Origin of the sequence: Streptomyces sp. NPDC059248, from assembly GCF_042753905.1 — a bacterium.
GTDB lineage: Bacteria > Actinomycetota > Actinomycetes > Streptomycetales > Streptomycetaceae > Streptomyces.
The window spans coordinates 1-22536 of sequence record NZ_JBHYZV010000101.1 but is presented as its reverse complement, the minus strand read 5'-3'; the positions used below and the strand labels follow the sequence as shown (position 1 = coordinate 22536).

The following is a 22536-nucleotide window of genomic DNA, read 5'->3' as shown; positions in this document are numbered from 1 at the left end:
TGTTTATTTTTTTTATATTACCCACCCCACCCCAAAACTCCCCCCCCAGTGGGCCGCGCGCCTGCACAACCACCCCCTGCGTGCCCGGCGCCCCCGCGGCGGGGGCCCGAGCCTCATAAGGCTCGGGCACCGGCCCGCACCTCTGAGGTGAGGACGCTTTGTACCGCTCCACAGAAGCCGCGCTGATACGGGCAACCGCACACCGGGACGGTTTCGCACTGCCGTCTTGGCCCGACGCGCAAGGTATTGCGGCTGAGGACGGGGAACGCTGGCGTGAGTGGTTGGACATCGTCCGGGCCGACGAGCAGGTAGCGGAGGCCATCGAAGTCGCGAGTCCACTCCTCGCCCGCCGGATACGCGCGATACTGGCGGGCGAAGTCGAGAAACCACGCCTGATCCGCAAGGCCGGCATGTCCCTCGCCCGCTACCTCCTGCGCATGCGGCATCGAGCCACACCGTTCGGCCTCTTCGCGGGCGTCGCCCCGGCCCGCTTCGGTGCCGAGACCTCGATGCGTTGGGGCGATCAGCACCAAGCCCTCGCGCGGGCCGACGCCGTCTGGCTGTCGGACGTGCTCACGTCCTTGGAATCGTGCCCCGCATTGCTGCGCCATCTGCCTGTCATGACGGACAACACCTGCTTCGTACGCGACGGACAGCTCGTCATACCTCACCAGCAGCAGCATCAGGGGGAGGAGGACGGGCCCGCCGAGGTGAGTCTGCGCCACACCAGGGCCGTCGATATCGCTCTGAGCGCCGCACGGTCTCCGTTGCCCGCGGGAACTCTGGCGGGAAAGATCGCCACCGAATATCCCGGCGTGCCGGCCACGACGGTCGACAAACTACTCAGCGAACTAGTCGCCCACCGGGTACTGATCAGCAGCCTGCGGTCACCGATGACGGTCACGGACGCGCTCGGCCATGTGACGGAACAACTGATCACCATACGAGCGCACACCATCCCCGAGGTGGCGGAGCCGGTCCGCCACCTCTACGAGATCCAGGAGGCGCTCACACGGCACAACCGCGTCGCGCCCGCCGTACGATCCGCTGTCCGGGCGTCCGTCACCGAGCGGATGACGCCCCTGAGTCGTGTCGTGGAACAGCCACTGGCCGTGGATCTCCGGCTGGACTGTGATGCCGTCCTACCCAAGGAGGTGGCGCGGGAGGCGGAGCAGGCGATGGGCGCCATCGTCCGCCTGAGCCCTTTCCCGCCCGGGCCTCCCGTCTGGCGCGACTACCTCGGCAGATTCCTGGAGCGGTACGGGCCGGGTGCTGTCGTCCCCGTACGGGAACTCGTCGATCCAACGAGAGGGCTCGGATTCCCAGCCGGATACCGCGGATCGCTGCTGGAGAAGCCCACCCCGTATCTGACCGATCGGGACGAGCGGCTCCTCTCCCTCGTGCAGCGAGCCACCGCCGACAACGCCCGCGAGGTCGTACTCACCGACCACGACCTCGACCGACTCGCGGTCGGCACCCCCGCCTGCCTGCCCGCACACACCGAACTCTCTTTCCACGTCCAGGCTCCGACGCGAGCCGCGCTCGACAGCGGTGACTTCCGGCTTGTGGTGAAAGGGCTCTCCCTGGGCGCCGGGACCACCACGGGCCGCTTCCTCGATCTCCTCGACGAGCCCGACCGCGACCTCATCGCCGCCACGTACGCGTCCCTGCCCACGATCACCGCCAACGCACTGCGGGCTCAGATATCCAGTCCACCGTTGTGGCCCCGCACCGAGAACGTCAGCAGGGCACCCGAGGTCCTCCCCGAGGTGATCTCCCTCGCCGAGCACCGAACAGGGCTCTCCTTGGACGACCTGGCTGTACGAGGTGACGTCCAGGGCCTGTGCCTGGTCTCGCTCTCCCGGGGCAAGGCCGTCGAGCCGACGGTCCTCAACGCGGTGCAACTGACGAACGTCACGCACCCCTTGGTCCGCTTCCTCTCCGAGCTTCCCCGTTCATGTGCCGCTGTTCTGTCGCCCTTCTCCTGGGGCGCTGCCAGCCGCCTCCCGTACCTCCCCCGCATTCGCTACGGCCGTACGGTGCTCTCCACCGCGCGCTGGCGAATGACCACACCGGATCTCACCGACGGCGCCCCCTGGCGAGCCCGGTACGGCGTACCAGAGACCGTCTGCCTCGGGGACTCCGACCAGCGCCTGCACCTGGACCTGGACACGGAAAGCCACCTCCAGCTCGTGAGGGACGAACTGGACCGCGCCGGCCACGCCACTGTGTATGAAGCACCGGAGCCGACCGCGCACGGATGGTTCGGCGGACGCGCCCACGAGATCACACTGGCGCTGGCCTCCACCCAGGCCCCCGCTCCTCCCTCTTCTGCCGGATCGGTCAACAGTTCCCAAGGGCACCTCCCGGGAAGCAGCCCTTGGGCCTACGCCAAGCTCTACGCCCGTCCGGAAGGCTTCACCTCTCTTCTGACCGCCCACCTCCCCTACTTGCTCGCAACATGGCCGAACCCGCCCGAGTGGTGGTTCGTGCCCTACCGCGACCCGGACCCCCATCTACGCCTCCGCTTTCGCGTGCTCGGAGCGACGGACTTCGGTGCGACCACCGAACGCGTCGCCGCTTGGGCCGAGACACTGCGACGCGACGGCCTGCTCAACCGCCTCCAGTGGGACACCTACTTCCCCGAGACCGGCCGCTACGGCACCGGCTCCACCATGTCTGCCGCCGAAGCGGTCTTCGCGGCCGACTCCGCCGCCGTCATCGCGCAGCTCACCCCCGAACACGGTCTCCATCCACAGGCGGCAACCGCCGCAAGCCTCGTCGACCTGGCCACCGCCTTCACTGGCAGCACCGAGGCCGGGATGCACTGGCTGACCGACCACACCGACCGAGTACCGGGGCCGGCGCTTCCCCGCGCAGTCCTCGGAGAGACCATGCACCTCTCAGCCTCTGGCGGAGCCCCGGCCGCGGTCAGCTCAGCGTGGACCCGCCGTCGAACCGTCGTGCTCGCCTATCGGTCCCAGCTCGACGCATCCACCGACCACACCCCGGACTCCGTGCTCGCCTCCCTGCTCCACATGCACCACATCCGGGCGATCGGCATCGATGAAGAGTGCGAGAAGGAATGCCGTCGCCTCGCCCGTGCCGCAGCTCTCTCCTGGCTCGTCCAACGGAACGGAGGCACGCCATGAGCACCGCCGGATCGACGGAAGGAGCAGCCCGCTCCCAATCACTGTCCCGAGGCGCGGTCGGAGAAGCTCTGCTCCTCATCGAGCGTGCTCACAACAGCAGCGGTACCTGGGACGACGTCCACAGCCTCCTCCGCACCATCACCGCCCACGACCTCATCGCCGGGGACGACGCCTCCCTCTTCTTCGGAGCGCCCGCCGTCGCCTTCGCCCTCCACACAGCCGCAGGCGGCACCGACCGGTACGCGGGCGCTCTCCACACCTTGGACGCCAGCGTCGCCGCCGTCACGGACCGCCGCTTGACCAGGGCGAACGCCCGGATCGACCGGGGTGAGCGACCCCGAACCACCGAGTTCGACGTGCTGTACGGGCTGACCGGCCTGGGCGCCTACTGGCTCCGCTGCAACCCCCTCGGCCCACAGCTGCAAGGCGTGCTCTCCTACCTCGTCCGGCTGGCCCAGCCCCTCGTTGGAGACCCCGAACAGCTCCCCGGCTGGTGGGTCAGCCATGGGCCCACCGCCAACCCGTCGGACCACTTTCGTGACGGCCACGCGAACGTCGGCATGGCCCACGGCATCGCCGGCCCCCTGGCACTCCTGGCCCTGGCGAAGCGCCACGGCATCACGGTCAACGGCCACACCGAAGCCATAGACCACATCTGCGCCTTGCTGGATACCCTCCGCCAGAATGCCACCGCAGGTCCCTGGTGGCCTCGGTGGATCACTCTCCCCGAACACCGTGCCGGCGCTTCCCTTCAGTCGACACCGGCCCCTCCGTCGTGGTGTTACGGAGTCCCCGGCCTCGCCCGTGCCCAACAGCTCGCTGCCCTCGCGCTGAAAGACACCGAGCGCCAACGCATGGCCGAAGACGCCCTCCTCCACTGTGTGACCGACCCCGCCCAGACGACCCGTGTCCAGAAGTCCGGCCTCTGCCACGGAACAGCGGGCCTCCTCCAAACCACCCGCCGTGCGGCTCAGGACGCCCTACCCGGCGCATTCACAGAGGCCCTCGCCCAGCTCCGGAACTGTCTCGTGGTCCAGGACCCCGGTCAGGAAGAGGGCTTCCTGACCGGCCCTACCGGTGCCGCGCTGGCCCTTGAAACCACTGACGCCGACCACGCCCCTGCCTCCGTATGGGACGCCTGTCTCCTTATCACCTGACGCCCCACGAGGAGGTCCGCATGCACATCCCGGTCCAAGGGGTCGAACAAGCGATACACACTGTCCTCGGAGGCACACCTCTCCGCCAAGCCGCGGCCGACGCGTCGCTGGACCCGAACACCCTCGAAGACGCCATAGACCTCTACCGCTCCGCCGGCCAGGCCGCCCTCGACGCCAGCACCCAACCCGACTGGTTCCAGGCATACGTGCAGTTCCGGGACTGGCAAACGGCAGAGCAGTCCGTCATAGCCCACCTGTGGCCGGTACTCCAGCGGGCGGAAGCCGACGGCACCATCGCCGCATGGTGGTTCATCCGCAAGTTCCCCTGCTGGCGAATCCGCGTCCGCGCAGGTCCCTCGGGCATCCCCGGAGGAGTGAAGACCCTCACGGCACAGGCATTCGACACCATGGTCACTGCCAATGCAGCCGACCACTGGTGGGAGTCGATCTACGAACCCGAGACCTACGCTTTCGGCGGCCCCACAGGCATCGACATCGCCCATCGTCTCTTCCATGCCGACAGTCGCGAACTCCTCGCTTCCATCAGCCGCCTGCCCGGCCAGGCGGAGCCTCCCCTTGGCCGGAAGGAACTCTCCATTCTTCTACTCAGCACCCTGATGCGCGGGGCTGGACAGGAGTGGGCTGAGCAGGGCGATATCTGGCACCGCGTAGAAACCAGCCGCCCGCTTCCACCCAACACTCCATCAGAACGACTCCACGCAATGAGGCCAGCACTGTTGAGTCTTTTGACCCTCGACGTAGGCGCCAGTAGTAAGCTCCTCGAAACCGGCGGCCCGCTCGCAGACCAGGCGTCATGGTTCGAAGCCTTCTACAGCGCAGGGAAGCAACTGGAAGAGGCCGCCCTCGCCAACCAGCTCGGTCGAGGCACACGGCACGTCGTCCAGCGGCACATTCTGTTCCACTGGAACAGAATGGGACTGTCCGCGCCTCAACAGAGCATCGTGGCCCAGGTAGCGAGGGGCACAATCTTTGGCGAGTAACTCAGCCGTGGGTGTCGTGAACGCTGATCTCCGCGACAAGGTGAGGCCAAAGCATCACCTTCGCGATGTAGTGGCAACTGCCCGGGACAGCTCGCCCCAGGTGGCCGTCCGCCCGGCTCGTTCCCCATCCGCGCTCCCAAGAAGGGCAAAAGCGGTCAAAACTGACCAAAAGGCGCCGGACCAAACTGAGCCCTGAATGGGGATACTCCCAGGTCGGGCGGCATTTGACTGGTCCGAGAGGCCCGTGGGGCAGCACCTCCTTCGGCACCGCCGGGGCTCCCCGGGCCGGATGTGGTCGGTTCACCTGTGCGTTCCGACCAGCCAATCGGCCAACTGCTGGTCGTCACTCAGGGCGATCAGCTGCACCAAGCCCCAGTTGTCGTCATGATTCAGGGCTGTACGCAAACGGGCCTGCCAGTCTTCGGCATAGTCACGAAGAGCAGAGACCATCTCGCCGACGGCCTCGTCGAAAGACGCTCCGTCCGCTGCCACCGGGAGTCCCGGGATGAAAATCGACCAGCCGTCGGACTCCGCGACGGCCTGCGCCTTCGCGGAGCCGGCCAGTGACAGAAGGTGACGCAGCCGCTCGGCATCCACGACCGCCGCACGATCGGAGTCCCGACGTACGGTCGCGACCCGACCCTCGCCAGCCGCATCGAGAAGGTCCTTGAGGTGTGTGCGCGCCTCCGTGTAGCTCTCGTAGTGCACTGCGGACATGGCGTCCTCCTCCTGGTGTCCTTTCAGGATGCCCACCTTGGTAAGTACGTCACGTGCTCAGGAACCTCGGTCGCGGGCGTCGCGAGCGGATCACCCGAGCGGGCAGGCAGTCCTCCAGGGTCCATCACGTCCTACGGGAAAGACGAAAAGCGGGGGCGTACGGACCGAAGTCCGCACGCCCCCGCCCTCGTACACCCCTTCGTGTACGGGTACGACCGCCGCCCCGGGCGCCGCCGACCGGGGCCCGGAGCGGCGGGGGCTAGGTCGTCTCTTTCGGATCTTGCCGGGCTCGCGTGCCCTGGCACCGCGCCTCGCCGCGTTGTCGTCAGTCGCCTACGCTCCGCGTGGACTCCATCCTCCGCCTTGCGATCCACGGCACCAGACCCCGCTCACTGATCCGGCCTGATCCGAAAGAAACTCCCTAGACGAAGAGGCTCAACACCGCCGCGACCGCGAAGCCGACGACGGAGAGGACGCACTCCAGGACGGTCCACGACTTGAGGGTGTCGCGCTCCGAGATGCCGAAGTACTTGGCGACGATCCAGAAGCCGCCGTCGTTGACGTGGGAGGCGAAGATGGAGCCCGCGGAGATGGCCATGATGACCAGGGCGAGGAACGGCTGGGAGTGGTCGCCGCTCTCGACCAGGGGGAGGACGATGCCCGCCGTGGTGACGATGGCGACCGTGGCGGAGCCCTGGGCGACCCGCAGGACCAGCGAGATCAGGTAGGCCAGCACGATGAGCGGCAGGCCGACGTCCTCGAAGGTGTCGGAGAGGGCCTGCGCGACGCCGCTCGCCTTGAGGACGGCGCCGAAGACGCCGCCCGCGCCGACGACGAGCAGGATGTTGCCGACCGGCTTCAGGGACGAGGTGGAGACCTGCTCCAGGGACTTGCGGGACCATCCGCGCCGGATGCCCAGCAGGTAGTACGCCATCATCAGCGCGATGGTCAGGGCCACGAACGGGTTGCCGAAGAACTCGATCACGGACCGCAGGGTCGACTCGTCGAGCGCGATGGAGGAGAACGTCGCGGCGAGGATCAGCACCAGCGGCGTACCGATGATCAGCAGGACCGTGGCGAGGGAGACCTCGGACTCGGGGGCGCTGCGGCCCTCCTTGGCGCGGTCGGCGGCGACGGTGGCCTTGGCCTCCTCGGCGGCCTCCACCATGTCCTGGGGGACGTCGACATGGATCCGCTTGCCGATCCAGTCGGAGAAGACCCAGGCGGCGACGACGGCCGGGAGGCCGACGACGATGCCCATGAGGATGACCCAGCCCAGGGAGACGTCCAGCAGTCCGGCCGCGGCGACCGGGCCGGGGTGCGGGGGCAGGAAGGCGTGGGTCATGGAGAGACCGGCCAGCAGCGGCATCGCGTACAGCAGGATCGATTTGCCGGAGCGCTTGGCGGCGGCGTACACGATCGGGGCCAGGACGAAGATGCCGACGTCGAAGAAGACCGGGATACCGAAGATCACACCGGTGACACCCATGGCGAGCGGTGCGCGCTTCTCGCCGAAGAGGCCGAGCAGCCGCTTGCTGAGGACTTCGGCGCCGCCGGAGACCTCCAGGATGGCGCCGAGCATGGTGCCGAGGCCGATGATGATGGCGACATGGCCGAGGATGCCGCCCATACCGGTCTCGATGACCGAGGTGGCGGCGGAGCGCTGGATGGTGCCGAACAGCTCGGTGACGGAGAGTCCGGCGGCGAGGCCGACGGCTATGGAGACGGCCAGCAGGGCGACGAACGGCTGGAGTCTGATCTTGATGATCAGGACCAGCAGCAGCACGATGCCGAGCGCGGCGACGGTGAGCAGACCCGCGGTGCCGTCGATGAGGAGGAGCAGTCCTCCGGTGTGGGGCGGCGCCTCGGTGGCGGGCGCCGTTGCGGCGATGGTGGCGGTGGGCAACACGACAAACCCTTACGTCGGTGGAGGGGTTCTCGGGTACGGCGGACCGCGGTACGGCACTCCGGAGGCAGGGGCCGGGGAGCGCGCACCGTGGTGGGTGGTGCGGTAGTGACTCAAGAGGTTCGAGAAGGAAGTCGAGAAGGGGTTCGAGAAGGAGTTCAGGGGGGTTCCACGCAGGGGAGTTCAGCAGGTGTCACGCGGGGTGGGCGTGAGACGGGTGCGGCAGGTGGGGCGCGCGAGGGTGGTGGCGCCCGTCGGCCGTGTGGTGGGTGGTGCGTACGGCGGTACGAACCGGGGCCCGGGGACGCGTACAGGGGGCGCGTCGGGGGGCCGCGGTAACCCGGGAAGGGGGTGGTCACCGGCGGGCCGTGCAGGGGGCGGTCCGCCGGTGACCGTCAGGGGGCGCGTCAGCCGAGGACGGCGAGCGCGTCGATCTCGATGAGCAGTCCGGCCGGCAGGCCGACGTACACGGTGGTACGCGCGGACGCGGGCGCCGTCAGGCCCTGCTCCTCGAAGTAGGCGTTGTAGATCTCGTTCATCTCGGCGAAGTGGTCGACGTCGGTCAGGTAGACGCGCGTCATCACCACGTCGTCCCAGCTCGCGCCGCCCTCCTCCAGGATCGCCTTGACGTTGGCGAAGGTCTGGAGGGTCTGCTCGCGCAGGGTGGGACCGGCGGGCGTCGGGGCCTGGCCCTCGACGGCGGGCAGGAAGCCGACCTGTCCGGCGACCTGGAGGATGTTGCCCTTCTTGACGCCGTGCGAGAACTTCGCGGGCGGGGCGGTGTGGGTGGCGGGGGTGATCGCGATCTTCTCGGTCATGCGCTTTCCTTGCTCGTCGGCGGCGGAATGGGTCTGGAAGGGGAAGTGGAGGGGGCTCCGGAGGGAGTCATTGGGGGGTGACCGCCCCGCTGTACTCCCGGCTGATGGCGTCCGCGGTACGGCGCACCAGCGGCAGCAGGGTGAGGAGTTCGTCGGCGGTCACGACCACATTGGGCGCGGAGACCGACATCGCGGCGACGACCTTGCCGCCCGCGCCCCGGATGGGGGCGCCGATGCAGTTGATGGACTCCTCGTGGCCGCCGAGGTCGGTGGCCCAGCCCTGGTCGCGTACGGTCGCCAGCTCCTTGAGGAACGCGGCGGCGTTCGGCGTCGACTTGGACGTGTACATGGGGTAGTCGAGCCGTTCGGCGATCATCCGCCGCTCGGTCTCGGGCAGATCGGCGAGGAGCAGCTTGGCCACGGCCGCGACGGTGATCGCCACGGGCTTGCCGATCCGTGAGTACATCCGTACGGGATAGCGGCTCTCGACCTTGTCGATGTACAGGACCTCGTTCTCCTCGTAGACGGCGAGATGGACGGTGTGTCCGATCTGCTCGTTGAGGGTGACGAGATGGGCGTGGGCGATCTCGCGGACGTCGAGGTTCTCGATGGCCTCCTGGGCGAGGGCGAAGAGCCGCGCGCCCAGCCGGTAGCGCTGGTCCTGCTGGCGGAAGACCAGGCCGTGGTCGTGGAGGGTCCTCAGCAGCCGCAGCGCCGTGGACTTGTGGACGTCGAGGCGCTGGGCGACCTGTCCGAGGTCTGCCGGTCCCTGTGCGAGCAGGGGCAGGATGCTGAGCGCGCGGTCGACGGTCTGGCTCATGGTGTACGTACCTCCTCATCCACGGCTGAGGTCCAGCCGGGGCCGAGACGAAGTCTCTCCCAGGAGTCGTCGTCGATCGCCGCCAGCCGGTCGGCGCGGTCCCGGTCGGGCGGCGTGCCGAGGTCGCCGGGGACGGTGAGGGCCGCGGCGGCGGTCAGATGGCCGTGGCGCAGCCGGTCCCGGGTGGGCAGATCGCGCAGGGCGGCGGAGAGATAGCCGGCGGCGAAGGCGTCCCCGGCGCCGACGGGCGCGACGACGTCCACGGTCGGGGCGGGGACGAAGACGACGCTGTCGGTGGCGCGGCCGGGGTCGCGGACGTACGCGACCGCCCCGGCGGCGCCCTGTTTGACGACGAGGGTCCCCGGCTCGGGCAGGGCGGCGCGGATCGCGTCGGGACCGGTGATGCCCCAGGCGGTCTCGGCCTCGTCCTCGCCGACGAAGACGAGGTCGGCGCCGCGGGCGAGGCCGAGCAGTACGGGCCCGGCGTCGGCGTCCCGCCAGAGCTTGGGCCGGTGGTTGACGTCGAAGGAGATCAAGGGGCGCCCGGCGCGGGGAAGCATCAGATGGCGCAGCAGGGCCAGGCAGTCGGCGGAGAGGGCGGCGGTGATCCCGGAGAGATGCAGGACGCGGGTGCGGGAGACCAGGGCGTACGGGACGGTGTCCGGCGACATCGCGGATGCGGCGGACCCGGCCCGGTAGTAGGCGACCTCGTGGCCGGAGGCGGCCCGGTCGGTGGCGGTGCGGAAGTAGACGCCGGTGGGGCGACCGGGGTCGCGGGCGACGGCGGAGGTGTCGACTCCGTAGGCGGCGACGGCGGCGACGAGGTGGTCGCCGAAGCCGTCGGCGCCGACCCGGCTGACCCAGGCGGCGCGGTGTCCGGCGGCGGCGAGGACGCAGGCGACATTGGACTCGGCGCCGCCGATGGCGCGGGTGAAGGCGGGGACGTCGGCGAGGCGTCCGGGTACGGCGGGCAGAAACGTGATCATGGATTCGCCGAGGCAGGTCACCTCGGCGACCGGGGCCGTGACCTCCGTGCCCGACGGTTCGCCGGGTCCGTTCACGCTGCTCACCTCTGGGGCTCCTCGCGGGTCTGGGGGCGTCGGGTCCATTGACCCGGCACTGCGCCGGATGTTAGACAGCTCCGAGCGTTATACGCAATGACCGTTGCAGAGATTGCAACAAACCTGGTGACCGCGAGACCGAACAGAACCGAGGAGGCTTCCATGCCCGCCGATCCGCTGGGCCAGCTCCGCCACGAGCGCGTCGACCACCGCTTCAAGGCGCTGCCGCCCGACGCAGACGGGCTGACCGTCGCCGAGCTGGCGGCCGAACGGCGCTCCTTGTTCACCGGCGGTTTCACCACCCCCGTCCTGGCGCTCTCCGCCGAGTCCGTCGAGCACAATCTCGACCTCCTCCAGACCTACTCCGAGCGCCACGGCCTGGTCTTCGCCCCGCACGGCAAGACCTCCATGTCGCCCCAGCTCTTCGCCCGCCAGCTGGAGCGCGGCGCCTGGGGCATCACCGCCGCCGTCCCGCACCAGGCCCGCGTCTACCGCGCCCACGGCATCCAGCGGATCTTCCTCGCCAACGAGGTCGTCGACCCGGCCGCCCTGCGCTGGCTCGCCGGTGAGCTGGACCGCGACCCCGACTTCCGGTTCGTCTGCTACGTCGACTCGGTACGCGGCGTCGAACTGATGGACCGCGCCCTGACCGACGCCGGGGCCGGCCGTCCGCTGGAGGTCGTGGTCGAGCTGGGCGCCGGCGAGGGCGCCCGCACCGGCGCCCGTACCGAAGCCGAGTGCGCCGCCGTCGCCGACGCGGTCGCCGCCACCGGGACCCTCCGTCTGGTGGGCGTCGCCGGATACGAGGGCGAGGTGCCCGACGCCGACGGCGAGCGGGTCAGGGCCTGGCTGCGCCGGCTGGTCGCCCTCACCGCCGCGTTCGACCGCGACGGCCGGTTCGCCGACAGCTCCGACGTGGTGATCAGCGCGGGCGGCAGCGCCTGGTTCGACGCCGTCGCGGACGTCTTCGCCGAGATCCCCGCCCTCTCCCGGCCGGTGCTCAAACTGCTCCGCTCCGGCGCGTACGTCTCCCATGACGACGGCCACTACCGGCACCTCACCCCCTTCAACCGGGTCCCCGACGAGGGCGCCCTCCAGCCCGCGTTCCGGCTGTGGGCGCAGGTCGTGTCCCGGCCCAGCGCCGAGCAGGCGTTCCTCAACGCGGGCAAGCGGGACGCGGCGTACGACCTCGATCTGCCGGAGGCGCAGGTCGTCAGGGACGCCGGGACCGGCGAGATCCGCCCCGCCACCGGGATCGAGATCAGCGGCCTGTCCGACCAGCACGGCTGGGTGCGGACCGCGCCCGACGCCGATCTGGAGGTCGGCGACTGGATCGGCATGGGCCTGTCCCACCCCTGTACCGCCTTCGACAAGTGGCAGCTCATCCCCCTCGTCGAGGCCGACGGCACCGTCACCGACTACATCCGCACCTTCTTCTGAGACAGGCGGGACCGCGATGGACCTCCTCATCCGTGACACCCGGGTCGTCGACGGCAGCGGCGGCGCCTCGTACCGCGCCGGCGTCCTGATACGCGACGGCCGGATCGCCGCGATCCGCCGCGAGGGCGACCCGGCGCCCGCCGCCGCCCCCGGCGCCCGCGTCATCGACGCCGCCGGGCTCGCGCTCGCCCCCGGCTTCATCGACATGCACGCCCACAGCGACCTCGCCCTGCTGCGCGACCCCGGCCACGAGGCCAAGGCCGCGCAGGGCGTGACGCTCGAAGTCCTCGGCCAGGACGGCATCTCGTACGCCCCCGTCGACGACGCCACCCTCGCCGGTGTCCGCCGGGCCATCAACGGCTGGAACGGCGGCGGCCCGGGCGACGACTCGGTCGACTTCGACTGGCGTACGGTCGGCGAATACCTCGACCGGCTCGACCGGGGCATCGCCGTCAACGCCGCGTACCTCGTCCCCCAGGGCACCGTCCGGATGGCCGTCGTCGGCTGGGACGACCGCCCCGCCACCGACGACGAACTGACCCGGATGAAGCAGCTCGTCGCCGAGGGCCTCGAACAGGGCGCCGTCGGCATGTCGTCCGGGCTCACCTACACCCCCGGGATGTACGCCCCCCAGTCCGAACTGACCGAACTCTGCCGGGTCGTCGCCTCGTACGGCGGCTACTACTGCCCGCACCACCGGTCCTACGGCGCCGGGGCGCTGGAGGCGTACGAGGAGATGGTCCGGCTCAGCCGGGACGCGGGCTGCGCCCTGCACCTGGCCCACGCCACCATGAACTTCGGCGTCAACAAGGGGCGCGCGGGCGATCTGCTGGCCCTGCTGGACGACGCGCTCGACCAGGGCGCCGACATCAGCCTCGACACCTACCCGTACACCCCCGGCTCCACGACCCTCGTCGCCACCCTCCCCAGCTGGGCGAGTGAGGGCGGCCCCGACGCGCTGCTGGACCGGCTGCGGGACGACGAGACGGCGGAGCGGATCCGCCACCACCTGGAGGTCGTGGGCTCCGACGGCTGCCACGGGGTGCCGATGGAGTGGGAGACCATCGAGATCTCCGGCGTCGCCGACCCGGCGCTCGGCGGCTACGTCGGCAAGACGATCGAGGAGTCGGCGAAGGAACGCGGCGAGGCCCCCTGGGTCACCGCGCGCGCCCTGATGATCGCGGACCGGCTCGGCTCCACGATCCTCCAGCACGTCGGGCACGAGGAGAACGTCCGGGCGATCATGCGCCACCGCGTCCACACCGGTGGCAGCGACGGCATCCTCCAAGGCGCGAAGCCGCACCCCCGGGCGTACGGGACCTTCCCGCACTACCTCGGGCGGTACGCGCGCGAACTGGGCGTCCTCACCCTGGAGGAGACCGTCGCCCACCTCACCTCCCGCCCGGCGGCCCGGCTCCGGCTCGCCGACCGGGGCCTGGTCCGTGAGGGATACCGCGCGGACCTGGTCCTCTTCGACCCGGACACGGTCGCGGCGGGCTCCACGTTCGCGGCGCCGCGCACCCTGCCGACGGGGATTCCGCATGTACTGATCGACGGCCGGTTCGTCATCGAGGACGGGGTCCGTACGGACGTCCTCGCGGGCCGGTCGATCCGGCGGACACCGCCGCCGCCGAACTGACCGCCGCGTGGCGTGGCCTCGGGGCCGCGCCCGGTAACCGCCCGTGCTGGGGCCCCACCGCCGTCGGGGCCCCGGCACGGGTCCCTTCGGGGGTGCCGGGGGCCCGGGTACGCGCCCGGCCGGGCCCATTTCGCAAGTGGGCGAACACCAGGTATCCAGGGGCGCGGGGAACTGCGCGACAAGCCACAGACCCGGCGCGGACGGGACTCAGCAGTCCCCGCCACGGCGGGATGCCGTTACCCGGAGCGCCTCGGGGCGCGGGCCCCAGGGCCCCGGGGGGTTACCCCCCGAGAAGGCCGGAGGCCGCGTTGGCGACCGGGGTGATGAGGCCGCCCGGCGGGGGCTTCAGGAGGTTGCGGTCCACCTCTCCGCCGCTCGTCGCGGTGGCCGTCGCCGGGGCCGCCTGAGCCGCCGTACCCGCGCCCGCCGCCGCCAACGCGGCCAGGGCGAACCCGGCGACGGCCACCGCACGGGCGGGGCGGACCGGGGTGCGGTGCTTGCGGTGCTTTCCGTGAGTGCTCATGCCCGGCGCAACGCCGTAAGCCCTCCCGGAGTCACGCCCGAACGGCACTCGCACAGACGATCAGTTCCGAGAGTTCCGACAAGATCCGTTACCACCCAAGGGGTACCGCGTTGTCAACGTGAAGGCCGCAAACCCCGCGGCCGATGTTTCAGACTCTGCAAGGAGAACTACTGATGTCGCGTATCGCGAAGGCCGCCGCCGTTCTCGCCGGGTCCGGCGCCCTGCTGGCCGGTGGCGCGGGCATGGCCGCCGCCGACGCCGGAGCGCACGGCGCCGCCGCCAACTCCCCCGGTGTCATCTCCGGCAACGTCGTGCAGGTTCCGATCAACATCCCCGTGAACGTCTGCGGCAACACCATCGACGTGATCGGGCTGCTGAACCCGGCGTTCGGCAACCAGTGCGCGAACACCGGTGGCGGCGCGTACTAAGCACCGACCCCCCGAGCCCGAGGGCCTCACCCCCGACCGTCCGTCGGAGGTGAGGCCCTCGGTCTTTCGCCCCGGGCGCCGGGCGCCGCACGACAGGGTTACGCGTACCGGTACCAGCCCCGGTGGTCGAGCAGCTCCGACGCCGTTACGTCCCACGGCGGCAGCGGCTCGTGCAGCGCGAAGACCCTGCGGTGCTGGCGGTCGCCGCGCGGCAGCGGGGCCTCGGGCAGATAACCGGAGCCCGGGTGCGCCTTCCGCCACCGCTCCCACAGCAGATCCACGAACGCGTGGTGCAGCCAGAACACCGGGTCGTTGGGCGAGGTCGCGCCCAGCATCAGCCCGCCGACCCAGCGGTGGACCCGGTTGTGGGTGCGCCACCGCTCCGGGCTGCCCGCCGCCCAGCCCTCCAGCGCGTTGCGGAAGCCGCCGCGCGCCGTGGAGTCCCAGGGGGCCGCGTCGTACTCCCGCTCCGCCATCGCCCGGTCCACGTCGTCCTTCGTCGGCAGGGTCAGGGGGTCGGAGGGGCGGCCCAGGTCACGGGTGAGATAGCGGCCGTCGGCGACCCGCGAGTTGATCGGCCAGTTACCGGTACCGAAGGCGAAGGCGCCGGACGTCACCCGGCGGTCGCCCGGCCGGCCCGTACCGCCGAGGAGGTCGTCCGTCCACGGCGCCGCCGTGGCCGACGCGTCCCGGGTCCAGTCCCAGTACGGCACGGTGACCCGGTCGTCGACCCGCTGGAGCGCGCGTTCGAACTCCAGTAGATAGCGCCGGTGCCAGGGGAAGAAGGAGGGTGTCATATGGGCGGCGCGGGGGCGCAGCTCGCCGTCCGTGACGTAGAAGTCGCCGTGCATCCGTACGAACTCGTCGTACTCGCCGCGCCGCTTCAGCTCCACCACCGCGTCGACCAGGCGCTTCTTCTCCACGGCGGTCAGATCGCGCTGGTTCTTCCGGACCGGGACCTTCGCCGTCGTCGGGCCCTTCGCCGTCGTCGCGTCAGCCACGGAGCGCCACCAGCTGTGCCGAGCCCAGCTCGTCCACGGCCGCGCGCGCCGTCTCGCGCAGGGTCGGGAAGGACTCGTAATGGTTGACCAGACTCAGATAGCTGCCGTCGGCGCGGCGCATGATGTGCAGCGGTCGCCCGTCGATCCGGACCTCGATCGTCGGCGGCGCCGTCTTCTCTTCCGGCCCGCCGCCATGGCCGTGCGCCGGTACGAGCACGGTGGCGCTGCCCTCGATCCGGCGGCCCCGGTACACCTCCGCGAACCGCTCGCCGACCCCCGCCCCGGGACCGGCCCGGCCCGCCTTGAGCAGCGGTGCGAGCGCTCCGGCCGTCCCTCCGGCCACCACCGCCGTGAACAAGGCGCGCAAGGCGATCCGGCGGCTGGGGCGGAGGGTACGGAAGGTACCGAGGCGGTCGGGGATACGCATGGGTCGCCCTTCGCGATGCGGTCGTGAACAGGGGTACGGAACAGTACGAACCCTGTCAACGAGACGACGGCGAAAGGGTTCCTCGTCCGGGTGGACCGCGGTGCGCGCGAGGGACGGGCGGTACGACTGTCAGTCCAGCAGCACACCCGCGGTGGGCGCGCCCCGGAGATGGGGGGTGAGCAGCGCGACCTCCGGGAGTACCGGCTCGGGCTGCCCGTACAGCTCGGGCCGGGGCGCCGAGAGGGGCGCGCCCAGCGACGCGCCCGGTGTCGCCAGGGACAGTTCGGCCGCCTCGGAGGCGATCCGGGCGACACCGAGGCGCCGGTCGCCGAGGGGTTCGGTGAGCGGCAGGCCCGCCTCGGTGACGGGCAGTTCGGTACTGAGCGGCACCCGGGGCAGCGCCCCGTACGGCAGCATCCGCCCGGCGACGTGCGCCGGGGCCTCGGGGGCGTGCGGTACGGGGACGGGGACACCGGTGCTCAGTTCGGGGGCGGGGACCGGGAGGACGGTCTCCAGGGCCTCCAGCGGCAGATTGACCGGGGCCGACGGAGCCGCGGCGGCGGTTCCGGCGCCGGCGCCCACGGCCGACGCCACACAGGCCAGGAGAGCGGCGACGGAACCTCGGGTGGTCGACTTCATGGATGGATGTGTCCCCTCTGCGCTCGTCGGCGCGCTCCGGCGCGTGTCGCCGGGCGGTCCGACCGCCGTGTTGCTTCCGGGCTCAACAACGACCGGGGCGCGGGGGACAGCGCGAAGTTCCCCCGAATGCAGCAACAGTGCTTCGGGCGGCGCGTCGTAACGAAGCATCACATAGCCCTTGATAGCCGGACAATGGCCGAGGACGGCCCGCCCGACCCCGAGGAGTACCCCGGCCATGGAAATCCCCGCGCCCCTCGCCCCGCCGGTGACAGGACCCACCAGACCCGCTGAGACCGCCGCGCCCACCGGGACCGCCGATGTGGACGATCTCGCGGATCCGGCCTTCTGGCGGCTGCCCCGCCCGCGCCGGCTGGCCGCCTTCGCCCGGCTGCGGGCGCTCGACGCCCCGGTCCGGTTCGGCGCCCCCGATGGGCCCGGCGGCTTCCACGCCCTCGTCCGCCACGCGGACGTCCAGGAGGCGAGCCGTACGTCCCGGGTCTTCGCCAGCGCGCCGGGTGTCACCACACCCGAACCGGCGGGCTGGGTGAAGGCGCTGTTCGGCGACTCGATGGTGAACCTGGACGATCCGGAGCACGCGGCGCTCCGCCGGATCGTCGGCCGGGCGTTCACCCCGAGGCTGCTGGCGGCCGCCGAGGAGAACGTCCGGGCGGTGGCCGAACGCCTTGTGGACGAGGTGATCCGGGACCGGCCCGCGGACTTCGTCGCCGCGGTCGCCTCCCGGCTGCCGTTCGAGGTCATCTGCGATCTGATGGGCGTCCCCGGGCACCACCGCCGGGAGATCGCCCGCCGGATCGACGAGGCGTCACGGGACATCGGTGTGGGCCGGCGGCGGCTGCGGATGCCGGGGCGGGGGCTGCGGGCCCTGGCGCATCTGCATCTCGTGATGGCGCGGCTGGCACGGGAGCGCCGCCGGGACCCGCGGGACGATCTGATCACGGCCCTGGTCACCGCCGATGTCGACGGACAGGCGCTGGACGCCCGCCGGCTCGGGGCGTTCTTCTCGCTCCTGCTGGTCGCCGGGGTGGAGACCACGCGCAACGCGCTGGCGCACGGTCTGGTGCTCCTCGGGGACCATCCCGAGCAGCGCGAACTGCTGGCCGCCGATCCCGGGCGGTACGGGGACGGGGCGGTGGAGGAGATCGTCCGGCACTCGACGCCGATCATCCAGTTCCGCCGGACGGTGGTCGCGGAGCACGCCCTGGGCGGCCGGGTCTTCCGGCCGGGCGAGAAGGTGGTGCTGTTCTACGCGTCGGCCAACCGCGACGAGGCCGTGTTCGACGCCCCCGACACCTTCGACATCACCCGCTCCCCCAATCCGCATCTCGGGTACGGGGGCGGCGGGCCGCACTACTGTCTGGGCGCCCATCTGGCGCGCCAGGAGATGAGGGCGGTCTTCGGCGAGCTGCTGGCCCGGACCGCGGACCTGCGGGCGACGGGCCCGGCGGAGCTGATCGACTCCAGCTTCGACAACCGGGTACGGGCGCTGCCGTTCGCCTTCACCCCGCGCCGCCGGGTCTGAGCCCGGGGGCGCCGGGGCCTTCGGGAGCGCCGGGGCCTTCGGCGGCGACGGGAGCGCCGGGCCCGGCGGCGTAAGACCCCCGCTCCGGCCCCGACCGCTCCGGCCGCGAGGCCTCCAGCAGGACCTCCCCGGCCGTGGTCCGCACGTACAGTACCGACCGTCCGGCCCGCCGCCGTTCCACCAGACCGGCGTCCAGCAGTACCCGCAGATGCCGCCCCACCGAACCCAGTCCCTGCCCCGTCACCGCGACCAGCTGGGTGGTGCTGAGCGGGGTCCCGAGCAGTGCCAGCACGGCCGCCCTCGCGGGCCCGAGGAGCGTCCCGAGGCCGGCCGGGACGGGCCGCCGGTCGTGGTCCTCGGCGAGTACGCCGAGGCAGGGGTAGACGACGGCGTACCGCTCCCGCCCCTCCCACGAGACCCATCCCCGCCGCGGGGTCACCGGCATGAACAGCAGTTCGGCGTCGGCGGCTATGGTCCGCGGCGGATAGGCGTTCCGGTTGACCTGGAACCCGCCCTCCCCCAGCCAGCGCGTCCCCGGCCGCAGCGAGTCCAGTACGGCCGCCCAGCCGTCCTGCCCGACCCGGGCCGTCCGCGCGACCATGTCGGCCTCCAGGACGCGCCGCCGCCGCTCCCAGTAGGGCCGTACGGTCTCGCCCCACACATATGTCAGCAGCTCCGTGGCCCGCTCGGGCAGATCGTCCCGGTCGAGGGCGGCGGGGAGCGGACCCTTGAGCGATACGCGCAGATTCTCCCGGGCCTCCCCCGCCCCGGCCGCCCGGACCCGGGCCACGGTGTCCTCGAAGCTCTCGCCGACGCACGAGGTGGGGCAGAAGAAGTCGGCGATCCACGAGGTGCCGATCGCGGCCCGTACGAGGGGTCCGGCCACCGGGTCGGCCGCGAGCCGCGCGCGATAGCCGGGCAGATGCGTCCGCAGCCAGGCGTCCTCGCCCGGATGGGCGCCGGTCCCGGTGTTCAGCAGTTGCAGGCTCGCGAAGGTCTCGGCGAACGGCGAGAGCGTGAACCGGCTGCGGGCGAGCGTGTCGGTGTCGATCTGCCACAAGCCCATGCGTACGACCTTTCGCGCCTCGGCGAAACAGTAAACAGGAGCCGTCGGTGCTCCCAGACTTCGGCCCATGCGCAGCTACCGCACCCTCTTCCGAACGCCGGAAGTAACCCCCTTCATGCTCTCCTTCGCCGTTTTCGCCGCAGGTCAGATGATGGGCGCACTGGCCATCGGCACACTTGTCTATCGGGCCACCGGCTCCCCGTTACTGACCGCGGTGAGTATGTTCGGCCCGCAGATCGCCCAGTTGCTGGGGGGCGCGTTCCTGCTCTCGGGCGCCGACCGGCTGCCGCCGCGCGCGGTCCTGACCGGTCTCGGTCTCGCCTTCACGGCCGGTACGGGAATCCTGGCGGTGCCCGGCCTGCCGGTCGCGGCCCTCTTCGCCGTCGTCCTCCTCCAGGGCCTGGTCGGGTCGCTGGGCAGCGGCGCGCGCGCCGGGCTGCTGGCCGAGATCCTCCCCAAGGACGGTTACGTTCTGGGGCGCTCGGTCTTCAACATGCTCTGGGGCCTGATGCAGGTGGCCGGGGCCGCGACGGGCGGACTGCTGCTGACGGTGCTCTCGCCCCGGGAGTGCCTGCTGCTCGCGGCGGCGCTGTATCTGCTGTCGGCGCTGGTCACCCGGCTGGGCCTGACCGCACGCCCGCCGCGCTCCGCCGGCCGCCCTTCCGTCTCGGCGACCTGGCGGAGCAACGCCCGTCTGTGGTCGTCGCGCCCCCGCCGGCTGGCGTATCTGAACCTGTGGGTCCCCAACGGCCTGGTGGTCGGGGGCAATTCCCTGTACGTCTCGTACGCCCCCGACGCCGCGGGCCTGCTGTACGCCTTCGGGGCGCTCGGTATGCTCCTGGGCGATCTGCTGGTCGGCCGGCTGCTGCCGCCGACGCTGCGGCCCCGGCTCGCGATCCCGCTGCGGCTGCTGCTGGCGGCGCCGTATCTGTTCTTCTTCCTCCAGCCGGGGGTCGCACTGTCGGCGGTGGTCATCGGTGTCTCGTCCGTCGGCTTCGCCGCGGGGCTGATCCTGCAGGAACGTCTGATGGCCCACACCCCCGACGACCTCGCGGGCCAGGCCCTCGGCCTGCACGCCACCGGTATGGCCGCGCTCCAGGGGATCTGCGCCCTGCTCGCGGGCACCCTGGCCCAGTTCACCTCACCGGCCACGGCGATGACGCTGATGGCGGTGGCGTCGCTGGCCGTCACCCTGGCCCTCGCGGCGATGGGGACCGGTGGTCAGGCGCCGGCCCAGGCCCCGGACCCGGACTCGGACTCGGACTCGGCCCCCGCTCCGGCCTCGTCACCGGCCTCGTCACCGGCCCGGGGCGGGACCGGACCCGCGGCGGCTCCGGCCGCCCGGGACACGGCCCCGCCCAAGCCTCCCGCTACGACCTGAGCTGGGAAATCCGTACGAGGACATGGCCCGACGACAGCAGCGTGTCCTCGTCCCCGAGGAACCGCTGAAGGGTCTCCTCCGTGACCGGTTCGCCGGGCGCGGCCTCCGGCCAGGTCCGGGAGGCGATGATCAGATGCGCATGGCCCCGGCCGCCGACGGCGGACAGCCATTCCGGGGGCACGGGGCACTGGGCGCTGAGATAGGGCATGTTGAGGACGGCCTGTCCGCCCTCGACGAGCAGCCGGATCGGGGAATTGACCGACGCGGACGTGGCGTCGGCGAGATCCCCGATCCGCAGCCCGCATTCCTCGACCATTCCGACGAGGGCGGCCTCGTTCTCCTCGGCGTCACCGGTCCCGTCGCCGAGTGAATAGACGAGGAGATACGGCATGTCGTGCCCGGCCTCGGGGTCGCCGGTCCAGGCGAGTACGGAAAGGGTGCCCAAATGGGCTCGGTCCACGGAATTCTTGGCTGATGCGGTGGAGTTGGCTGTCGTCATGCCTCGGCACCCTAGTGCCCCGACCGGCCCCGTCACCCGCGGGATTCACCTGCTCGGCGGAGCCTGGAGCCGCCAGGCGACGGTCGATTCCCCGAGGTCACCATGGAATTCGGTGATAAACGCGGCCTTCGGTACATCGAACACGAGCCAGCCGTCCGCGGATTCACCCACCGCAAGGGTGTTCCATTCCACCGGGATTCCGGTGGTGATTTCCCCGCCGGGCACCGCGGGATGCCGCTTTCCCTTCGTATCGGTGACCCAGGTCTTCGTCCGCCGGGTGTCGTAGAGATGTCCGCCGACATTGAGCAGGGCGACCGAGACCCCGATCCTGCGCTGCCCGTCCGGGGGCCCGGGAACCGCTGTCCGCCCGCCGCGCGGGGGCACCGTGACGGCGGGGTCGACATAGGCCAGGACCGACATCCGCAGATGCTCGCCGGAGGCCCGGCCACCGAGGTCGACGGCGTCACCGATCCCGGCGACCGCCTTCCCGCCACCCTTGGTGTCCTGCGCCCCGGCCGGACCGGCGGCGGCGGGCGGACGCACCGGCTCGGGCGCCGGCCGGTCCGCGGGCGCGCCCTGACAGCCGGTCGCCCCGCCGCCCAGCACGCACACCGAGAGCAGCACCAGCGGCCAGGCCTTACGTCGCATCAGTCGCATCATCGGTCCCCTCGTCCGGCACGTTTTCCGTATGATCACGCCCTTTTGGCCGGGAATCCGCCGTTCAGGCGGTCCACGGGGGTCGTGTCGCGGTACGAACACCCCAACGAGCCATCCGCACTCCCCCGGCGTACGCCTTCCCTGTCCCCCGGGGGCGCGCACTCCGCCCCCGCACCCCGATTCACGCGCCCTTCCAGCGCCGGTGCGCGGAGGCGGAGCCCCCGGGCACCGGCTCACACCGCGCGCCTCGAAAAACCGTTCCTGCGCTACTCCGCGTAGGCATGTGCACAGTGACTTCGCCCGGTGAGCCCCCGTTTTCTGTCGTATGGCAAGGACATCCCCGACGCCCCGATGGCAGCGCGTCCCGACCATTCCGGCTCCTCACGCGTACCCGGACCAGCCCGCCCACCAGGCGGCCCCTTCGACCGGCGCCACCCCCATCTACGAAGAGCTGATCCGCGAATGGGCGGCGGCCAACCGCACCCTCCCCGGCGGCCCGGACCTCGAATGGGCCCGCACATCCCGCTTCCCGCCCCCGCACCCCTGGCTCCGCGCCTCTTCCCATCCGGCCTGACGCCCACGCGGGCGCGCGGCCGCGCGCCCGCTCCCCTCGGCCGCCGACCGGGTCCGGGGCCGCCCCCCCCCCACCCAACACCCACCCAAG

21 protein-coding genes are annotated in these 22536 nt (G+C 71.3%); 9 read left to right on the top strand and 12 right to left on the bottom strand.

Annotation, left to right across the window (positions count from 1 at the left end; all coding sequences use genetic code 11):
• Window positions 1-281 precede the first annotated feature (281 nt).
• From ACFXG1_RS29765 to ACFXG1_RS29755, 3 genes are read left to right on the top strand one after another with little or no spacing between them, the layout of a single operon-like run.
• Complete coding sequence (locus tag ACFXG1_RS29765) at window positions 282-3152, top strand: lantibiotic dehydratase (RefSeq protein WP_384717886.1); 2871 nt, start codon at window positions 282-284, stop codon at window positions 3150-3152.
• On the top strand, window positions 3149-4309 hold the full coding sequence (locus ACFXG1_RS29760) for a lanthionine synthetase C family protein (RefSeq protein WP_384717884.1): 1161 nt from the start codon (window positions 3149-3151) through the stop codon (window positions 4307-4309). The genes ACFXG1_RS29765 and ACFXG1_RS29760 overlap by 4 nt, the downstream gene beginning before the upstream one ends.
• A gap of 20 nt (window positions 4310-4329) precedes the next feature.
• A complete protein-coding gene (locus ACFXG1_RS29755; RefSeq protein WP_384717882.1) occupies window positions 4330-5310 on the top strand; it encodes a thiopeptide-type bacteriocin biosynthesis protein in 981 nt (326 codons plus the stop codon).
• 300 nt (window positions 5311-5610) lie between these two features.
• Here the strand turns inward: ACFXG1_RS29755 and ACFXG1_RS29750 are convergent, their stop codons facing one another.
• The 5 genes from ACFXG1_RS29750 to ACFXG1_RS29730 form a co-directional block, all read right to left on the bottom strand.
• Window positions 5611-6027 (bottom strand): prevent-host-death protein, encoded by a 417-nt coding sequence (locus ACFXG1_RS29750; protein WP_384717880.1) that lies wholly within the window; start codon window positions 6025-6027, stop codon window positions 5611-5613.
• 421 nt (window positions 6028-6448) lie between these two features.
• On the bottom strand, window positions 6449-7933 hold the full coding sequence (locus ACFXG1_RS29745; RefSeq protein WP_384723302.1) for a GntP family permease: 1485 nt from the start codon (window positions 7931-7933) through the stop codon (window positions 6449-6451).
• Between the two features lie 407 nt (window positions 7934-8340).
• Entirely contained in the window at window positions 8341-8751 is a 411-nt protein-coding gene (locus tag ACFXG1_RS29740; protein ID WP_384745325.1) for a RidA family protein, read from the bottom strand.
• Window positions 8752-8818: 67 nt separating this feature from the next.
• Window positions 8819-9571 (bottom strand): IclR family transcriptional regulator, encoded by a 753-nt coding sequence (locus ACFXG1_RS29735; RefSeq protein ID WP_384715911.1) that lies wholly within the window; start codon window positions 9569-9571, stop codon window positions 8819-8821.
• Window positions 9568-10557 carry a sugar kinase gene (locus ACFXG1_RS29730; RefSeq protein ID WP_384745328.1) on the bottom strand — a complete coding sequence of 330 codons (990 nt, stop codon included), beginning with the start codon at window positions 10555-10557 and terminating at the stop codon, window positions 9568-9570. Before ACFXG1_RS29730 ends, ACFXG1_RS29735 begins: the two co-directional genes overlap by 4 nt.
• Window positions 10558-10794: 237 nt before the next feature.
• Between ACFXG1_RS29730 and ACFXG1_RS29725 the strand changes: the two genes are divergently transcribed.
• Together ACFXG1_RS29725 and ACFXG1_RS29720 are read left to right on the top strand one after the other, a co-directional pair.
• Window positions 10795-12072, top strand: a complete 1278-nt coding sequence (locus tag ACFXG1_RS29725) for an amino acid deaminase (protein WP_384715908.1) — start codon at window positions 10795-10797, stop codon at window positions 12070-12072.
• A 16-nt stretch (window positions 12073-12088) separates the two neighbouring features.
• A complete protein-coding gene (locus ACFXG1_RS29720; protein WP_384745322.1) occupies window positions 12089-13711 on the top strand; it encodes an amidohydrolase family protein in 1623 nt (540 codons plus the stop codon).
• Window positions 13712-13991: 280 nt separating this feature from the next.
• On the opposite strand, the gene ACFXG1_RS29715 is transcribed toward ACFXG1_RS29720, so the two are convergent.
• Complete coding sequence (locus tag ACFXG1_RS29715; protein WP_384745320.1) at window positions 13992-14234, bottom strand: hypothetical protein; 243 nt, start codon at window positions 14232-14234, stop codon at window positions 13992-13994.
• Window positions 14235-14407: 173 nt separating this feature from the next.
• Here ACFXG1_RS29715 and ACFXG1_RS29710 point away from each other — a divergent pair, with 173 nt between their 5' ends.
• Window positions 14408-14662 (top strand): chaplin, encoded by a 255-nt coding sequence (locus ACFXG1_RS29710; protein WP_384713738.1) that lies wholly within the window; start codon window positions 14408-14410, stop codon window positions 14660-14662.
• A 98-nt stretch (window positions 14663-14760) separates the two neighbouring features.
• On the opposite strand, the gene ACFXG1_RS29705 is transcribed toward ACFXG1_RS29710, so the two are convergent.
• The 3 genes from ACFXG1_RS29705 to ACFXG1_RS29695 all read right to left on the bottom strand — a co-directional run bounded on the left by ACFXG1_RS29705 (window position 14761) and on the right by ACFXG1_RS29695 (window position 16729).
• Window positions 14761-15663 carry a tyrosinase family protein gene (locus ACFXG1_RS29705; RefSeq protein WP_384713735.1) on the bottom strand — a complete coding sequence of 301 codons (903 nt, stop codon included), beginning with the start codon at window positions 15661-15663 and terminating at the stop codon, window positions 14761-14763.
• Window positions 15656-16090 (bottom strand): tyrosinase family oxidase copper chaperone, encoded by a 435-nt coding sequence (locus ACFXG1_RS29700; protein ID WP_384713732.1) that lies wholly within the window; start codon window positions 16088-16090, stop codon window positions 15656-15658. Before ACFXG1_RS29700 ends, ACFXG1_RS29705 begins: the two co-directional genes overlap by 8 nt.
• 129 nt (window positions 16091-16219) lie before the next feature.
• Window positions 16220-16729 carry a hypothetical protein gene (locus ACFXG1_RS29695; protein ID WP_384713729.1) on the bottom strand — a complete coding sequence of 170 codons (510 nt, stop codon included), beginning with the start codon at window positions 16727-16729 and terminating at the stop codon, window positions 16220-16222.
• Window positions 16730-16964: 235 nt separating this feature from the next.
• Here ACFXG1_RS29695 and ACFXG1_RS29690 point away from each other — a divergent pair, with 235 nt between their 5' ends.
• Entirely contained in the window at window positions 16965-18269 is a 1305-nt protein-coding gene (locus tag ACFXG1_RS29690; RefSeq protein ID WP_384713726.1) for a cytochrome P450, read from the top strand.
• On the opposite strand, the gene ACFXG1_RS29685 is transcribed toward ACFXG1_RS29690, so the two are convergent.
• A complete protein-coding gene (locus ACFXG1_RS29685) occupies window positions 18247-19335 on the bottom strand; it encodes an ArsR/SmtB family transcription factor (RefSeq protein WP_384713723.1) in 1089 nt (362 codons plus the stop codon). The two genes, ACFXG1_RS29690 and ACFXG1_RS29685, sit on opposite strands and share 23 nt — an antisense overlap.
• Window positions 19336-19402: 67 nt before the next feature.
• Between ACFXG1_RS29685 and ACFXG1_RS29680 the strand changes: the two genes are divergently transcribed.
• Entirely contained in the window at window positions 19403-20716 is a 1314-nt protein-coding gene (locus tag ACFXG1_RS29680) for an MFS transporter (RefSeq protein WP_384713720.1), read from the top strand.
• Here ACFXG1_RS29680 and ACFXG1_RS29675 read toward each other — a convergent pair.
• Together ACFXG1_RS29675 and ACFXG1_RS29670 are read right to left on the bottom strand one after the other, a co-directional pair.
• On the bottom strand, window positions 20706-21215 hold the full coding sequence (locus ACFXG1_RS29675; RefSeq protein WP_384713717.1) for a DUF5949 family protein: 510 nt from the start codon (window positions 21213-21215) through the stop codon (window positions 20706-20708). The genes ACFXG1_RS29680 and ACFXG1_RS29675 overlap by 11 nt on opposite strands.
• Before the next feature lie 45 nt (window positions 21216-21260).
• A complete protein-coding gene (locus ACFXG1_RS29670) occupies window positions 21261-21863 on the bottom strand; it encodes a hypothetical protein (protein WP_384713714.1) in 603 nt (200 codons plus the stop codon).
• Window positions 21864-22197: 334 nt separating this feature from the next.
• Here ACFXG1_RS29670 and ACFXG1_RS29665 point away from each other — a divergent pair, with 334 nt between their 5' ends.
• The gene (locus ACFXG1_RS29665) at window positions 22198-22446 is read left to right on the top strand and encodes a hypothetical protein (protein WP_384713711.1); all 249 of its coding nucleotides are present in this window, start codon (window positions 22198-22200) and stop codon (window positions 22444-22446) included.
• Window positions 22447-22536: the final 90 nt, after the last annotated feature.

Excerpts from the sequence above, each read along its gene's own strand:
- ACFXG1_RS29760 (WP_384717884.1), top strand. The coding sequence starts at position 3,149 with ATGAGCACCGCCGGATCGACGGAAGGAGCAGCCCGCTCCCAATCACTG.
- ACFXG1_RS29755 (WP_384717882.1), top strand. The coding sequence starts at position 4,330 with ATGCACATCCCGGTCCAAGGGGTCGAACAAGCGATACACACTGTCCTC.
- ACFXG1_RS29750 (WP_384717880.1), bottom strand. The coding sequence starts at position 6,027 with ATGTCCGCAGTGCACTACGAGAGCTACACGGAGGCGCGCACACACCTC.
- ACFXG1_RS29740 (WP_384745325.1), bottom strand. The coding sequence starts at position 8,751 with ATGACCGAGAAGATCGCGATCACCCCCGCCACCCACACCGCCCCGCCC.
- ACFXG1_RS29735 (WP_384715911.1), bottom strand. The coding sequence starts at position 9,571 with ATGAGCCAGACCGTCGACCGCGCGCTCAGCATCCTGCCCCTGCTCGCA.
- ACFXG1_RS29730 (WP_384745328.1), bottom strand. The coding sequence starts at position 10,557 with ATGATCACGTTTCTGCCCGCCGTACCCGGACGCCTCGCCGACGTCCCC.
- ACFXG1_RS29725 (WP_384715908.1), top strand. The coding sequence starts at position 10,795 with ATGCCCGCCGATCCGCTGGGCCAGCTCCGCCACGAGCGCGTCGACCAC.
- ACFXG1_RS29720 (WP_384745322.1), top strand. The coding sequence starts at position 12,089 with ATGGACCTCCTCATCCGTGACACCCGGGTCGTCGACGGCAGCGGCGGC.
- ACFXG1_RS29715 (WP_384745320.1), bottom strand. The coding sequence starts at position 14,234 with ATGAGCACTCACGGAAAGCACCGCAAGCACCGCACCCCGGTCCGCCCC.
- ACFXG1_RS29710 (WP_384713738.1), top strand. The coding sequence starts at position 14,408 with ATGTCGCGTATCGCGAAGGCCGCCGCCGTTCTCGCCGGGTCCGGCGCC.
- ACFXG1_RS29700 (WP_384713732.1), bottom strand. The coding sequence starts at position 16,090 with ATGCGTATCCCCGACCGCCTCGGTACCTTCCGTACCCTCCGCCCCAGC.
- ACFXG1_RS29695 (WP_384713729.1), bottom strand. The coding sequence starts at position 16,729 with ATGAAGTCGACCACCCGAGGTTCCGTCGCCGCTCTCCTGGCCTGTGTG.
- ACFXG1_RS29690 (WP_384713726.1), top strand. The coding sequence starts at position 16,965 with ATGGAAATCCCCGCGCCCCTCGCCCCGCCGGTGACAGGACCCACCAGA.
- ACFXG1_RS29685 (WP_384713723.1), bottom strand. The coding sequence starts at position 19,335 with ATGGGCTTGTGGCAGATCGACACCGACACGCTCGCCCGCAGCCGGTTC.
- ACFXG1_RS29680 (WP_384713720.1), top strand. The coding sequence starts at position 19,403 with ATGCGCAGCTACCGCACCCTCTTCCGAACGCCGGAAGTAACCCCCTTC.
- ACFXG1_RS29675 (WP_384713717.1), bottom strand. The coding sequence starts at position 21,215 with ATGACGACAGCCAACTCCACCGCATCAGCCAAGAATTCCGTGGACCGA.
- ACFXG1_RS29670 (WP_384713714.1), bottom strand. The coding sequence starts at position 21,863 with ATGCGACGTAAGGCCTGGCCGCTGGTGCTGCTCTCGGTGTGCGTGCTG.
- ACFXG1_RS29665 (WP_384713711.1), top strand. The coding sequence starts at position 22,198 with ATGGCAAGGACATCCCCGACGCCCCGATGGCAGCGCGTCCCGACCATT.